General features: G+C 61.0%; 12 protein-coding genes and 2 pseudogenes. 5 read left to right on the plus strand and 9 right to left on the minus strand.

From position 1 onward, the window contains the following. Positions 1 to 270: 270 nt before the first annotated feature. Genes EY713_RS07610 through EY713_RS07620 form a run of 3 tightly spaced genes read right to left on the minus strand, consistent with a single transcriptional unit; the run spans position 271 to position 4,300 of the window. Positions 271 to 1,188, minus strand: coding sequence for a hypothetical protein (locus EY713_RS07610; protein WP_131114266.1), 918 nt, complete (start codon positions 1,186 to 1,188; stop codon positions 271 to 273). A 3-nt stretch (positions 1,189 to 1,191) separates the two neighbouring features. Further along, positions 1,192 to 2,439: an MBL fold metallo-hydrolase gene (locus EY713_RS07615; RefSeq protein ID WP_131114267.1), complete on the minus strand. Its 1,248-nt coding sequence runs from the start codon at positions 2,437 to 2,439 to the stop codon at positions 1,192 to 1,194. A 37-nt stretch (positions 2,440 to 2,476) separates the two neighbouring features. Next, complete coding sequence (locus EY713_RS07620; protein WP_131114268.1) at positions 2,477 to 4,300, minus strand: inositol monophosphatase family protein; 1,824 nt, start codon at positions 4,298 to 4,300, stop codon at positions 2,477 to 2,479. Between the two features lie 82 nt (positions 4,301 to 4,382). Between EY713_RS07620 and EY713_RS07625 the strand changes: the two genes are divergently transcribed. After that, positions 4,383 to 5,048, plus strand: coding sequence for a hypothetical protein (locus tag EY713_RS07625; RefSeq protein ID WP_131114269.1), 666 nt, complete (start codon positions 4,383 to 4,385; stop codon positions 5,046 to 5,048). A 493-nt stretch (positions 5,049 to 5,541) separates the two neighbouring features. On the opposite strand, the gene EY713_RS07630 is transcribed toward EY713_RS07625, so the two are convergent. Genes EY713_RS07630 through EY713_RS07655 form a run of 6 tightly spaced genes read right to left on the minus strand, consistent with a single transcriptional unit; the run spans position 5,542 to position 10,444 of the window. Beyond that, complete coding sequence (locus EY713_RS07630) at positions 5,542 to 7,506, minus strand: DUF3732 domain-containing protein (protein ID WP_131114270.1); 1,965 nt, start codon at positions 7,504 to 7,506, stop codon at positions 5,542 to 5,544. Beyond that, on the minus strand, positions 7,507 to 7,737 hold the full coding sequence (locus EY713_RS07635; RefSeq protein WP_131114271.1) for a three component ABC system middle component: 231 nt from the start codon (positions 7,735 to 7,737) through the stop codon (positions 7,507 to 7,509). A 42-nt stretch (positions 7,738 to 7,779) separates the two neighbouring features. Continuing rightward, positions 7,780 to 8,604 carry an IS3 family transposase gene (locus EY713_RS07640; protein ID WP_245572688.1) on the minus strand — a complete coding sequence of 275 codons (825 nt, stop codon included), beginning with the start codon at positions 8,602 to 8,604 and terminating at the stop codon, positions 7,780 to 7,782. Continuing rightward, positions 8,577 to 8,924 (minus strand): transposase, encoded by a 348-nt coding sequence (locus EY713_RS07645; protein WP_131113309.1) that lies wholly within the window; start codon positions 8,922 to 8,924, stop codon positions 8,577 to 8,579. The genes EY713_RS07640 and EY713_RS07645 overlap by 28 nt, the downstream gene beginning before the upstream one ends. A 6-nt stretch (positions 8,925 to 8,930) precedes the next feature. Further along, entirely contained in the window at positions 8,931 to 9,281 is a 351-nt protein-coding gene (locus tag EY713_RS07650; RefSeq protein ID WP_131114272.1) for a three component ABC system middle component, read from the minus strand. Continuing rightward, a complete protein-coding gene (locus tag EY713_RS07655) occupies positions 9,278 to 10,444 on the minus strand; it encodes an ABC-three component system protein (protein ID WP_131114273.1) in 1,167 nt (388 codons plus the stop codon). The genes EY713_RS07650 and EY713_RS07655 overlap by 4 nt, the downstream gene beginning before the upstream one ends. 131 nt (positions 10,445 to 10,575) lie before the next feature. Between EY713_RS07655 and EY713_RS23115 the strand changes: the two are divergent. The 4 genes and pseudogenes from EY713_RS23115 to EY713_RS07670 form a co-directional block, all read left to right on the plus strand. Then, a pseudogene (locus tag EY713_RS23115) lies at positions 10,576 to 10,686 on the plus strand (bifunctional transcriptional activator/DNA repair enzyme protein Ada); the annotation flags it as partial. A gap of 301 nt (positions 10,687 to 10,987) precedes the next feature. Further along, positions 10,988 to 11,536, plus strand: coding sequence for a recombinase family protein (locus EY713_RS07660; protein WP_245572935.1), 549 nt, complete (start codon positions 10,988 to 10,990; stop codon positions 11,534 to 11,536). 162 nt (positions 11,537 to 11,698) lie between these two features. Further along, a pseudogene (locus tag EY713_RS07665) lies at positions 11,699 to 13,080 on the plus strand (IS1182 family transposase). Positions 13,081 to 13,369: 289 nt separating this feature from the next. Continuing rightward, positions 13,370 to 14,311, plus strand: coding sequence for a LysR family transcriptional regulator (locus EY713_RS07670; protein ID WP_131114275.1), 942 nt, complete (start codon positions 13,370 to 13,372; stop codon positions 14,309 to 14,311). Positions 14,312 to 14,361 lie beyond the last annotated feature (50 nt).

A 14,361-nucleotide genomic window follows, 5' to 3' on the forward strand; every position in this document is an offset into this window, starting at 1 on the left:
GTTGCGCCCAAGGTCCAGATCAGTATCTGATCAGGTTGAATCGCTTAGCGGGGCCACCCCCCTAAAGCTGCTGACTTTTTTAAAGTGGAGCAGATCGGATATCGCCGATGGTGCTCTAGCAGCTCCGGTCCAGTAGACCCACACGAGCGGATGTTCCCAGGTCAGGTCGCGATCTACCCAGAATGCAGAGGCCCGAACAGCCGCTCCGTCCCGAGCCATCGCGGCAATTCTACGGCTTGACGGCCGGCAGCTTGGCTAACCGGCTCGTGCTCAAAGGCGGATATTTTTAGGGTCTCCCGCGGCCCTCAAAAGTTCCTTGCCGCCCTTCTCCAACTTTTTCAAATGCTCTTTCCATTTAGGATCATCTCGTTGCGCTGCGTCGAAGCCGAAAATGACAAGCCCCACTGCGGCCGGATCGAAATGCAAATCGGCGCCGTCGGCAACCTCGCTGATGATTGCGGCTACGCTTCGATGGCCCTTGCTCATCGCTGCGAGCTGCGTGAGGTTCTTAGCAACTCGCTTGTAGCTCGTCACAACGTCCGCATGGTGGTGGTTCAGCGTCGCCTGGTATTTCGCAATTTGCGCGACGACCGGCGCATCGCCTTCCCTGGCCCGGAGTTCGGGGTTGCCGAAGTCTTTCGCTTCCCAGAATACAAGCTCCGGACCGGAAGAACCTACCTGGAATTTGGCGATGTCGATACGCGGGAGGTTGCCAGCGTCCGCCTCCGCAATCGCAGCTTCATCCATGCCGGTCGTGGTCAAAGCGATCTCCACATCCACGACGGCCAGGTCGCGTGACACCATCACATGCACACCCTGCTTCTCAACACCCGAATACGATCCGGCGGCCGTCTTCATTTTCTTCAGCGTGGCGGGTCCCATGTAGGTCTGGATGAATCCGCTGCTTAGCAGCGCGTCGATCTTGAATGTTTCGCCGTCGAAGGGCACCTGCTTCGACAGTGCCGGGTCGACCAGGTACTTCGGATGCGTGCTTGCAGTGACGGCGCCACCTTTCAACCGGATCGTGAACAGAGACTGACCCTGCCAGTAGATGTTCAGGTACTCGTTCCTGATCGCGATAAGGAGACTCTTGTCGGCAAGGACGTCCGACCACCAGCCTTGTTCGGCCTGTCGTTCCAAAGCCCCGACGAACACATCGCTTAGCCCTTTTCTGAAAACACCTGTCACGGTCTAAATCTCCTTCCACTCGCCGTCGGCGCACGCCGCGACGTTGTCGAACCATAGGGGGTAGTTGTGCCCTTCCAAACTGTGGATCGGCACGATGCTCTTTGGTTTCATAGCGGCTGCTAGCCGTTGCAGATCGACGAGACTGGCGTGACCCGAGGTATGAATCGCTGTAAGCGGGATATTGGCGGTGTCGAGCGCCGCGCGTAACGCGACACCACGATCTTCCGCCAAATAGCCATCCCATTGCGACCAGACCGCGCTTGCTCCGCTGAGGCAATCCGCCCGTTGAAGGTCGTACAGCATGGCCGGCCGGAACAGCATGACGAGATCCGGCGCTCGCGCCTTCAGCGCCTCGGGAAAGAGCCGGTTACTCTTGTGGCGATCCAGGATGGCGAAGAGACTTTTTTCCATGATCTGCCGCCGCTGGTACTGCGGCGTGAACAGGGCGACGTTTGGCCAAAAGCTTTGCGGAATGTTCGGGTTGCCTGTCGCGCGCAGCATCTCAGCCGCGTAGAGGTCGATGAGCAGCGTGCGCCCGGTGCGTTTCGCGGCCCTGTAGATGCTCACCATCCGGTCGATATTCTGAGCCGAAGCGCAGACCAGCACCAGGCCGGAACCTGCCGCGAACGTATCAACAAAGCGCTCTTCGATCTCGGCCTCGGTCGGCAGCCCGGCCGTTCTCTGCGGACGTCCGAGAGTGGTCCCTTCCAGCAACAAGACATCGACATGAGCTGGCGGAGTGCGAACCATCCGTCCAAACAGAGCGCCCTTACGGCCGTGAGCGCGCAGGTCGCCGCTGTAGAACAACCGCTGGCCGTCAGCTTCGACCAGAAGCGCGTAGGCGTCATAGGCCGAATGGTCGACCGTGAAGGGGGTTATACGGAACGGACCCAGATCGAAGGTTTCGCGATCTGCCATGATTCGCACCGCGCTCGGCATAGCCATGCCCGGCACGAACGAAGCGGCGGCCTGCATGATCCTATGCGTGGCTGCTCCCATAGTTACCGGGAGGTCGGGACAGGCGAGCGGGATTAGACCCCAGTGATCGCGATGCGAGTGCGACAGCACGATGCCGAGCAGGCTCGGATCTTCGCCCTTTGACAATCCCGGCACATTGGGCAGGAGATCAGGCGTTGGTTCTGTAGCATAAAGCGGCTGTCCCAGATCCAGCAGGATACGGACACCTTGGGCTTCCAGTTCGACGCAGGATCCGCCGATCTCCTGTGTGCCACGATGGATACAGAAGCGCATCAGGCTAGGATCCTCTGCGAGATTGGAGACGGCGTGCTCATCGCACGCCCCCGGCGACCAGAAGCCCCTCGGCAAGATCCATGATGTCGTCCGGCCAGAACCGCCTAGGACGAGCTCGTCGAGCGCCTGTCGAGCGCAGGGGACGACAGGACATGATCATACTGACCCACTGCCGGGGCAGTGCGCTGCCGCCCTCCGCCGCTCCGAGCAGGGCCCCTACAATCGCGCCGTTGGTATCTGTGTCCCCACCGCAAGCCACGGTCTCGACCACGCCTCGCTCTGCGGTGCGGCCGATTGCAAGGCGGTAAAATGCGTTCTGATACGCTGTCAGAACCCACCCCATCTGGTCCTGGAAATTTGCCGGCAACATTGTCCCGGCGGCGGCGAGCCTGGCCCGGACGATGTCCGCATCCGCGCCAGAACCTGCATGGGCGTCGGCAGCGTCGAGCATGTCATCCCGCCGACCGGATGCGACGCCGACCGCGATGGCGGCCGCGAAGGATGAACATGCTGCGATGCAGACAGGATGCGCATGGGTCAGGGCGCTATCGGCCGCCGCGAGGCGCGCGGCGCGAGCCGGATCACCCGCCGCAAAAATCCCGATAGGACTCACCCGCATCAGCGAGCCGTTCGCCTGGCTTCCGGCCTGCGCCGTTGCAACTGGGCCATAGGTCCGCGTCAGAGCGGCTGACGTGGTCTGACCGATGTCGAAGGGGCCGGATTGACGCCAATCGCCGTAGGCATCGAAGACCGCTTCCGCAGCAAAGCTTTGCTCCCGAACGAGGCTGCGGGCCAGAGCCAATGCCATTTCAGAATCGTCGGTGCACTGGCCCGCGATGATGTTCCACGGACCGCCATCCGCGAGTTGGCTTGGCCCGCCTGGGAAGCGGGATGCGATCTCGTCCTGAGTTTGGAATTCCACCAAAGCGCCTAGGGCATCGCCGGCGACCTGCCCGAGCAGACAGCCTTGAGCGCGATCGAGCAGATAGGCCTGGCGCACTCGGATAGCGGGACGGGCGGGACGGGAATCACCCGGATCGGGCACCATGGCTTTGGACCAGGGTCTCGGCACTAGGCTGTCCACAGCCGCAGGCGCTCCACCAAAGCATCGCTTTGTCGAAGCTCGGCCGTGAGCATCGTAGGTGATCTCGCGACCCTGCTCGTCGACCAGAGCGCCACCGGCCCCGCGGAGAAGCGCGTGCCCTGCCGCAAAGTCCCAGGCCCGAAGCGGGTTCAGCGCGACGGCCGCCACAACGTCGCCTACGGCGGCCAACGCTAGTCGGTACGCGATACTCGGCATGGCGATGAAGCGCGCGGGCTGGACCAAGCCGGCGTTCACGTCGGGCAGTTGCGAGGCCACGTAAGACAAAGCGACCACCTGGGCTTTGTCGAGCCGGCCAGCCCGAAGATCTGTAGGAACTGCGATTCCGTTGCGTTGGACTGGTCCGCACCCCTCTGCCCAGGCAATCGTGTCGCCGCGGGGCGGCATCGCGAACGCGTGGACGACGCCGAGCACCGGGCGTCCGTCGCGGATTAGCGCGATCGAGACGCTTGAGCCACGGCGTCCATCCAGAAAGGCGCCGGTGCCGTCGTGCGGGTTAACAACCCAGGCGAGCCCCTCGCCTTCTGCAACGATACCGGTTTCTTCCCCGAGCCAGCCGCATGGAATTAAGGCTTGTAGGCGTTGCTTGAGGAGGTCTTCCATTTCCTTGTCGATCTCGGCCGAACCGTGCTCTCCGCGCGGACCTCCCTCTCGATGGAACTCTTCCAGCAGCAGGCTGCCGGCTTCCCGTGCTGCGGCGACGACGCCCTGGAGAATGGGCTTAAGATCGATCAGGATCAGGGCTGCAGAGCGGATCATTGGACCTCTTGTTGGCTCGGTTACGATGTTCCCCTAATTCCACGAATGCAGCCAAGGCCGCGGATCTGCCGGAGTTTTTACAGTGACGGAGTTCCAGGCCGAGAAACTTGTGCGACCAGGAGGCACGCGCTTCGTCGGCTTCTACTGGACCTTGCCGATTCCAGCGGTCGGGTTCGTGCGATTGCCGAAGGCCATTGATGATGCCGCCGCGGCCAGTCGCACCATCCGCTACCAACGCGAGCGAGTTCGGCGCTGGGTGGAAAGCCAGAAGGGCCACATCGTCGCCGAGTTCGCGTTCCTGGAGTTGAGACCCGACCGGGGAAGCGACGCGGTGGCCGAAGAACTCGGCAAGGCACTCCGGAAGGCCCAGGAGACGGGCGCGACGTTTGTGTACATTCGCTTCGCAGACTACCATCAAGCTCGGCTACACCCGTTCATGCAGGTGATCCTGCAGGTGACCTCAGTGCCGTGTGTGGGCCTGCCACCAGATCCCGAACAGGTCGGATTTGAGACGTTTGATCCGATCGCTCATTTCCGTAAATCACGGAAGACTTTGCCCCGCGCCTGGGACTCGGAGCGACAAGAGGCGCTTCAGGCGGCCGTCAACGCCGCGGTCGTGGCCGTCGGAGATGTCAGAGGCAAGGCAGAGCGGATTGCTGAGCACCTGAATTCAAGCCAGATTAGGACAACAAATGGGCGCGCCTGGACAGGCTCAAATGTCAGAGCGTTCATGCGAAAGCTGGGGTAATCGAGCGCGGTCGCGGCTTTGCGGTATTCGCCGAGTTCATGCACGACGAGGCTCTGGAAAACCTTACACTGCAAACCGATTTACGCCGTGCAATTGCGCGTGGTTAGTACAAGCTAAAATTCTGCTGGTTTACGAGCCCAGGAAGGGGCGCATGACCGGCATGGAAGCCCTGATCCGGTGGGAACATCCGAAAAGGGGCTGGCTGGGGGGGACCCGGAGTCCTTATCGCTATGGCGGAAGAGATCGGCATTATCGCGACATTTGGTCGCTGAGTGTTGCGGGAATCTTGTACGCGAATGAACGGCCCGATCGGGCCTGTCAACATGAGTGCGGCCGCGGCGGTCGTGCTCTTAAACTCACGCAGCGAGGACCCCCACAGGTCCAGCGTGGTCTCGATTGATACACCCGCCATCCACTATGCTCCGAATCATGGTGAACCATGGGTTGAGAGATCAGAATCCTGCGCAGCTGTAAGCTCGGGTGGATTCTTCTACTATGGTGGCGGCCGGTACAGCCAGAATGCCGGTACGAGGCCTTGACCGCGCCACTCTTCGATCAGCTCGATACCCGGCAGTCCGCCCCAGACGTCCTCGTCCGCGTGATCGAGGATAATGATCTGAAGCCGGCTTTTTGCGCCGATCGCTTCGGCGCCGAGCAAGGCGAACACCTTGCGGACGGCAACGACGTCCTGGTCTCGCCAAGTGATCACGTCAGGAGTGTCGTCGGCGGCGGCGCGCTTTGGAAAATAGACCTGGCTGGGCTGGTCGAAGATTAGCATTCCCGGCACCGGATGGTGCGGCTCGTCCAGGAAGAAGTGCTGAAGCGCCAGCATTGTGGCGACGTGGTAGGCGAGCCAGTTCGCGCCGCTGCCGATTTCCCACAGGTAGTCTTCGCGGGACCCACGTAACACTTTGACCGTCAGATCCTCGATCAGCAGCCGGATAGGCGCGTCAGGCCATTCGGCATCAAGTTGGGGAACGAGGCGGTTCGCTTGGTGAGCGATACGGGTCAGGGCGTTGAGGAGCTTGCGCTTGATGTCGGATTCCGAGACGATCCGTTGCAGGACCGCAATTTGCTCTTGAAGCTCTACGATCCCCTGCCGGAGCCACCCAGACTGATCGGCCCGGTCGTACAGCTGAAGCGCTTGTTCAAGCCGTCCCAAGAAACGCTCGAGCCGATCAAACCGACTGACCTCGTCGCGCGCTGCTTCGGAATCCCGTTCGAGCGTGGCGACTTCAGCCCGGACTTGGTTTAAGTCGGTCAAGACACGCTCGGCGTTGCCACGCTGGCGCAAGATCTCTTTGTCAAGCGTGTTGGAGAGGGCGGGGTGAGTCCGAAGCCGTATCTCAAGGCCGTCAAGGTTGTCGCAGAGCACCAGGATCTTGTCTCGAGCGCCATCGCCCATGGCGACAATGGGGTCGGCGCTGTCCGACGCCATATCCCGCAGCCAGGTCGACAGGCCCAGCCGATCTCTCTGAATGCGCATGGCATCGCCATAGGCTTCGCTACTCTCTACAAGCCGCCGCAGCTCATTCAGTCTCTGACGATGTTCGGTTAGCTGCGCCGCAAGTTCGGTCTCCTGAGCGCGAAGAACCTCTAGGCGGGTCAGCACAACGTCGATCCCCGCCATGCTCGGTCGCGCAAGGCTGGAATTGCTCTGGGACAGCCTACGCAAGAGATCGACGACGTCGTTCCAGTCTTTGGGAAGGGCGTTGTCGGGTGGCAGCAGGCCTAGCTCCACGGACTGACGCAGCCACGCGTCGCCTTCTGCGTGCCAAGCGCCTGTCGCGGACACGATTGCGCGCAGTTCGGCGTCCTTCCGCCGCAGGATCCGCTGAAGACGATCAATCTCGAAGCGAGCCTGAAGGACCTTTGCAGTTACTGCACCTAGGAGGTAGGGGAAGATCGTCTTGAGCTTTTCCCGATGTTCGGTCGTGTCGGCCTTGAAAAACATCACGTCCGGGTTGGCGACGACGTTTTGAGGCTGAAAGGTGAAAGCCATCAGGTCTCGGAAGCTGGGCCTGAGTTTGAAGCCGTTCTCCGTACCCGGTTCGAAGTCGAGATCCGTGAGCCCGGCGAGACGGTTCATTGTCCGCTTCACCGTGTCGACGTTGGTCGTCTTGTCGGTGATGGTCTGCGGGATCTCCACCTGGGGCCCCTCGATTAGCACCATGTCGCCGGTGCTCTGCTGATCACCCGGCTCACGTCGCGCGAGCAACTTTTGACCTTCCAGGGTGTCAATTAGAACGCCGAACCAGCTACAGTTTTCGCGGATGACCCCGACCGGGATTGCGCATTTGTCGGAGCCGAGGCAGTAGTCGATAATTGGGATTACCGCTGATTTGCCCGTCTTTGACGCCCCGCTGATGACGTTGACGACGCCGGGCTTGAACTCAACGACCCGAGGGTCGCCGGGCGTACGGGGCCAAAGAATCAGCGTGCGGAGTTGGAAGTACATTCAGAACTCCACCCGTAGCAGGGTTGTGACCTGGGCAATGCTGAGTTTTGAAAACCAGTACCCCAGCTTTTCCGCCGCCGGACCCACGTGCTTGACGCGCTCCGGCAGAACCAGCTTCTTCTGCTTTTGCTCCGGCGTATTCGCGCGGACGGTCCCATTCGCGTAGTCGACCGACATCAGGCGTCCGCTGACTCCCATGGCGAGCGACTGGAGCGTCAGGGTCCGGAGCAACAGTGCGCGTTCGTTGGAGTGGGCCCCTTCCGGTGGACGGTTTTAAGCCGCCGACTTGACCGTCTGCCGGGTGAAGTAATCCTCGAACTGTTTTGGGCTGAGATAGCCGAGGGCAGAATGCAGCCTCGTAGCGTTGTAGGTCTCTTCGATGAAGCGGGGAAGGTGTTCGGCCACATCCTCGAACGTCTCGAAGGCCATCGGGTAGACCGCCTCGACCTTGAGGGTCTTCATGAAGCTTTCGGCCTTGGCATTGTCGTATGGATTGCCACGTCTTCCCATAGATCCTTTGAGGCCGCGGGCCGCGAGTTCGTCGCGGTAGACCTTGGCAGCATATTGCGATCCTCGATCCGAGTGATGCACGCAACCGGACGACGGTTTGCGATCCACAACGGCAGCCCTCAGAGCCGCCAGGGTCAACCGGGCATCGATCGATCGGCTCATGGCATAGCCCACGACCCTTCTCGACCAGGCGTCGAGGACAATGGCAACGTAGACGAATGAGCCGACCACTTGAACGTAGGTGATGTCGGCGACCCAGAGTTGGTCTGGCCCGTTCAGCGCCATGTCCTGTGTCAGATTGGCGAAGATGGGATGATCGTGATCACTGTCGGTCGTGATGGTTGTGCGCCGTCGGATCCGCGGTTGCAGGTCATGCTCGCGCATGAGCCGGCGGACCTTCTTGTGATTGACCACGAGACCCTGCTGCCCAAGAGCTGCTCGAACACGACGCCATCCGTAACGCTCGAACTCTTCGCAGATCCGCCACATCGCTTCGACAAGGGCGGTTTCGTCGACGGCAGCCACCGGCCCGTCATAGAACGTGGAGCGAGCAAGACCCATCAGCCGGCACCCCTCTGCGACAGACAAGCCGCAGGGCCTGCTAAGGACACGGGCACGCTTTTCGGCCGGAGAGATGCATGAGAAGCCCCCTTTAGAAAGTCCAGCTCGAGAGCCTGTTTTCCGACCAGCCGCTCAAGCGCTGCGATGCGCGCCTCATAGGCCTGCAGAAGGTCTGCCGCGCCCAGGTCCTGATCGAGCGCCCCCGCCTGAAACTTATCTACCCAGATCCGGATCAGGTTGCGTGACAGATCGTGGCGCTTGGCGAGACCATGCAGGGTCTCGCCAGCCAGGTACTCCTGGACAACCTGTCGCTTGAATTCGACGCTGTGGGTTCGGTGTTGACTCATGGACTTTCATCTTTCGAAAGCCCGACCTCCGGTCAATCGACGATCGCCAACCTGTCCATTGTCAGGGGCCCACTCCAGATGCACGGCCAAAAGCTGCTCGCGCTCTTTGCCTAGCTTGGCGGCGAAAAGCGCCAGGCCCGACGGCCGGTAGGTTGAGGTGACATGCTCGATTGTCGCCCGGTGCAACACGATAGGTAGCACCAGGAAGGCAAGCGCAAAGTGCGCCTGCCGTTCTTCGTCCGCTTGAAAACCTTGGCCGAAGCGCCAAAGGGCGAACGCCCCTAGTCCAGGATTCTGTACGATCGCTAAGTCGCTGAGTGGGAGTCTGGGACGACTGGGGATCGCAATATCGCTCAAGGCTTGACACCCATCAGCGTTTTAAATTGCGGATGCCAGCCAAGCCGGAGGTCATGGGACAGGGAATTATACGAACCGTGTACAAAGTGACCGGGGACCACCCGTCCATCCAGAGGCGGTTGGAGCAGCGCGCACCGGCGATAGACAATCCGGCCTTGGGACGCAGCCTCGTTACCGGCGTGAACGTCCTTCACTTCCGCTGCAATGTGCTCGTGGCGGCCCACGAGATCATCGTCCCAATCGGTTAGGTTTTTTTCGAAGATGAGCCCTCTTTCTCCCCACACCGACACATCTGACAGCGTTCGCAGGTAGTCGCTGACAGCCCGAAGGCACGCCTCATCTCCGGCTTCGATCAATTCGAGCTGCCGAACGAAGGCAGGCCGGTCCTCCATCAGCTGCTGAACGGTCTCATCCGAGGGCGCCTTGGTAAAAGAAGACAGGAGGCCGGGGAGATTGTTCTTCTGGACGAAGGCTCGTTGCTCAGCTTGGAATGCGGCCGCATCAATGATCGCGGGTTTCCCGGCCCGGATGAGCCTGTCCGCGCCTTCTTTCGCTGCGCCGATCGCTCGTTCGCACACCAGGTCAAGGACAAGGGGGGATACTGTAGGCTTGAAGATCGCCCGGATCGCATCGACCGGGTCGACGTCGGTGCTGATGATCTCAAGGTTTTTGATCAGCACCGACCGCTGGGCCGCATCCGCCGCCAGGAATGCCTTCACGTCGGCGTCGCATCCCGGCGCAGATTTAAGCTTCCCGTAGCTTTTGCCCAACGCCTTCAGCAACGCTTGGATGGCTTCATCCGTGATCGCCGCACTCAGGGACTGGGCGAAGGCGCCGATTTTCACCGGGGTGACATAGAGCCGAAACTTAGTTGTCAACGGATCGACTTCGCCTGCAGCAATGAAGCTTAGCCAGTTGGCGAGTGTCTTCCAGAGTTCGCCGGCCCAGTCGGACAGCGGGTTTTGCTTCAGAGCGCTCTTGCTCTGTTCCAGAATTAGTTCAGAGGTCGGCAGATGCACAGCGACGTCGTCTAGATGTTCGAGTGACACAGATGCGCCGTCCGGGGCGTTTAGCAAGTGAAAGCAAAGGCGTACCGGCTGCAACGAGTAGCCGAGGTACTGGCCCGCCGCGCTGTGCTTACCTGTCTGCGTTAACGCGTTCATTCCCTGTCCCAAGCCACCGCTTTCGAATTGCAGACTCGAAAGGAAATCATAGTGGGCTAGATCGACAACCCGTTCAATCGGGGAGCTATTGGCCGCCGACGGCGTGCTTTGGATTCATGACGCCGTCCTTTGCCGTCGATTCCATCGCGGTCGCCATCTCCTGCCATCGGGTGGTGCGCAACGATGGCGCCCCTGTCGGGCTGCCTGGGGTCGAACGCAAGCCGATGCTGATGGAACGCTAAGCGGCAGCCTAAAGATGGCTCGCAGGTTGTCCGATTGAGGTCGGATGTAAAAGCTTCCAGCCCGAGTAACGAACGTCCGGTTCCTTCCTGCGTGCTGATGTCTGTTCCTGCCGCAGAGCAGACCCGAGCGAACTTTCGGTAAGCGGCAGCTTCGTTGCGCAAAGCGCACCGTGCATAAATCAAAACTTTTGCAAACTCACTTGCGAGTAGCAAAAACAGCGACTTAACTCATGCAGATGTCACTTGCGAAAGCCGGCCGCGACCGTAATGTCGAAACATGGCGACGATCGGTTACGCACGCGTGAGCACTGATGGGCAGACGGTTGATGCCCAAAAGCAAGCTCTCCAAACCGCCGGAGCTAGCAGGGTCTATTCCGAAACCGCCAGTGGCGCTAAAACTGATCGTAAGGAACTCGCGCGAGCGCTAAAAGCTCTGACGGTAGGCGACACCCTGATCGTAACCCGATTAGATCGCCTGGCCCGGTCGACGCGCGATCTGCTCAACATCCTCGATCTCGTGGCCAGGGCTCAAGCTGGCTTCCGCTCGCTTGGGGATCAATGGGCCGATACCACCACGCCCCATGGACGGCTGATGCTCACAATCCTCGGCGGTCTGGCTGAGTTCGAACGCGAACTGATTCGCGCCCGTACCAGCGATGGACGGCAGCGGGCCGCGGCGAGAGGTGTCCACATGGGCCGACCGCCGAAACTGACCCGTCATCAGCGCGAAGAGGCGCTCGAGGCGCTTAGTCTCGGTCATGTCTCGCAAGCCGATTTGGCGCGGCGCTTCAACGTCGATCAGGCGACCATCTCACGTATGGTTCGGCGAGGCGCAGTCCTCGCGGGCTGACCCGGGTAAATTGAAGCTAGCTGGCTGACGCCCTTGAACCAGTCGCATTTCACGTCAGGTGCTTTCCTCGCCGCGTCCTGTATGCGCCGATTGTGTTGAAAAAGTCGGTGTTGCCGTGGGCTTGAAGTCCTGATTCAGTTCTCCTGGGTGGAGGACGGCGCGATGATGGGCGAACGGCAGGTCGTGCAAGAGGCGCTGTTTTACGAGTTTAGCCTTGAGCTGCACGTCCCGACGGATCATCTGCTGCGTGCGATTGATCGCGTCATAGATTTATCGGGTCTGCGCGCGCAAGTGCAGCCGTTCTACAGCGCGATGGGTAGACCCTCGATCGATCCCGAGCTGATGATCCGCATGCTGATCGTCGGTTACTGCTGCGGCATCCGCTCGGAGCGTCGCCTGTGCGAGGAGGTGCATCTCAATCTCGCCTACCGCTGGTTCTGCCGGCTCGGTCTCGAAGGCCGCGTCCCTGACCATTCTACTTTTTCAAAGAATCGACACGGGCGCTTCCGCGACAGCGATCTCCTGCGCGAGCTGTTCGAGACCACCGTCCGGCGCTGCATCGAGGAAGGTTTGGTTGGTGGAGAAGGCTTTGCCGTCGATGCCAGCCTGATCACGGCCGACGCTAATAAGCAGAGCTCCGCAGCGGCCTCCGAGGTGGTCGATTGGGACGACCTCGCGCAGACCCGCAGGGCAGTGCGTGAGTATCTCGACACCCTTGATCAGGCGGCCTGGGGCGCGGCCAGCGAGGTCAAGCCGAAGTTCATCTCCCGCTCCGACCCTGCAGCACAATGGACAGGGGCGCAGAAAGGCCATGCCTTCTTCGCCTACGCTACGTACTATCTGATCGATCTCGACCACGCCGTCATCGTCGACGTGAAGCCAGCCGCGCCATTCGGCAGGCTGAGGTGGGCGCGGCGCGCACCATGATCGCGCGCACCCAGGAGCGTTTTGGCCTCTGGCCGGCGAGGCTGGCCGCCGACACCGCCTACGGCTCTGCCGAGACCCTCGCCTGGCTGGTCCACGAGCGCGGGATCGAGCCGCACATTCCTGTGTTCGACAAGTCCCAGCGCAGCGACGGCACCTTCAGCCGATCGGACTTTGCCTATGACCACAGGCGTGACCGCTACACCTGTCCAGCGGGAAAGGAGCTTCCCCAATACCGCCGTCGCTTCGGTATCAGCCGTGAGGGTGTCGATCCCGATGGCTTCATGCGCTACCGCGCCAGCAAGTTCGACTGCGATCCCTGCGCGCTAAAGCCAGCGTGCTGCCCCAACGCACCGGCCCGCAAAATCCTCCGCTCGATCCACGAGGGCGCCCGCGACATGGCGAGGGACATCGCCATGACCGAGGCTTACGTCACCTCAAGGCGCCAGCGGAAGAAGGTCGAAATGCTGTTTGCCCATCTCAAGCGCATTCTGAAGCTTGACCGGCTCAGATTACGAGGCCCCCACGGGGCGCGAGACGAGTTCCACCTCGCGGCCGCTGCCCAGAACCTTAGGAAGCTCGCCAAGTTGCTCCCGATGTCCACGCCAACACTGGCGTGAGGCTCGGGCCCTCCGATCACGCCACCAAGCGGCCGCCCTTTCGAACCGTCCATCGACCGACTTTTTCAACACAATCCGCCAGGAGCGGAAGTTGGCGGTTCGCAAAAAAGCGGACATTCAACTTTGGGCCCAAGATCGTCATCCAGCAGCCTCCGTCAGTTCTCGCACGCGGCCTTTCGTCGAAGGCAACAGCAAGGCGACGGCGTGACCGACCTAACTTACAAAGCGATCTTGCATCGGGTCACGTCACACTATGAGCCGACCCCATTCGGGGGTAACGTGTCAGCCTATGACGTCTCTCCGTAAGCTCTTGCCTTCAGCAAATGCTTTGTTCGTGTTCGAGGCGGCCGCACGCGAACTGAGCTTTACGAAAGCCGCTGCCGAACTGAACGTCACACAACCTGCGGTCAGCCGCATGTTGGGGCGCCTGGAGCGGCATCTCGGCGCGCGGCTCTTCGAACGGTCTGTTCAAGGTGTGGTTCTGACCGAAAGCGGCCGCATCCTCTACCGCAGTATTGCGGCGGGATTTCGGGGCGTCGAAGGGGCTCTCGACGAAATTCGGCAGAGGAGGACCGGCTTGGAAACGGTCACGCTCTCCGTGTCGTCCGGCTTCACCACGCACTGGCTGATGCCACGCATCGGTGCCTTGCAGACCGCTTGTCCCAACCTGGACCTTCGATTCCAACTCATCCCCGGCGCGCTGAAAGGGCCGGTCGATACGGTCGACCTTGGCATGCGCTTCGTCGAGGGACAGGATGCGTCGCCCGGCTCTGTTTTCTTCGTGAACGAAGTGACCGTCCCGGTCTGCAGTCCCGCCTATCTCGCGGGACGCGTCGCGGGCAAGACCCAGGACACCTTCATCAATCTCGCCGACAGCAGCACAGACTGGATTGCCCCACTCCGTCAGGGACAATTCCGTCCTGGCCAGCATTCCGACCTTCTGCACGTGTCCGACTATGCCGTCGTTCTACAAGCGGCCCTGCTTGGTCAGGGCATTGCGCTGGGCTGGATCAACGTCGTGTCGCAATGGCTGAAGACAGGCGCCCTCGTGCCGGCCGGGCCGAAGCTGGTGCGGACCAGTCGACGCTGTCATCTGGTGTGCGTCCCTCACAAAGAAGGTCGCCCGACCTTGATGAAAGTTCGCGATTGGCTGGTGGCCGAAATGCGCGCGGACCTCGAGGCGATCGAAACCCTGCATCCTGGATGGGGGATTCGGGATGCCAGTTTGTGACCTGACTTCAGGCACGGCTGCACCGCGCTTGGGCAGAAAACATAACGATG

Origin of the sequence: Lichenihabitans psoromatis, from assembly GCF_004323635.1 — a bacterium.
In the GTDB taxonomy this organism is placed as follows: Bacteria; Pseudomonadota; Alphaproteobacteria; order Rhizobiales; family Beijerinckiaceae; genus Lichenihabitans; species Lichenihabitans psoromatis.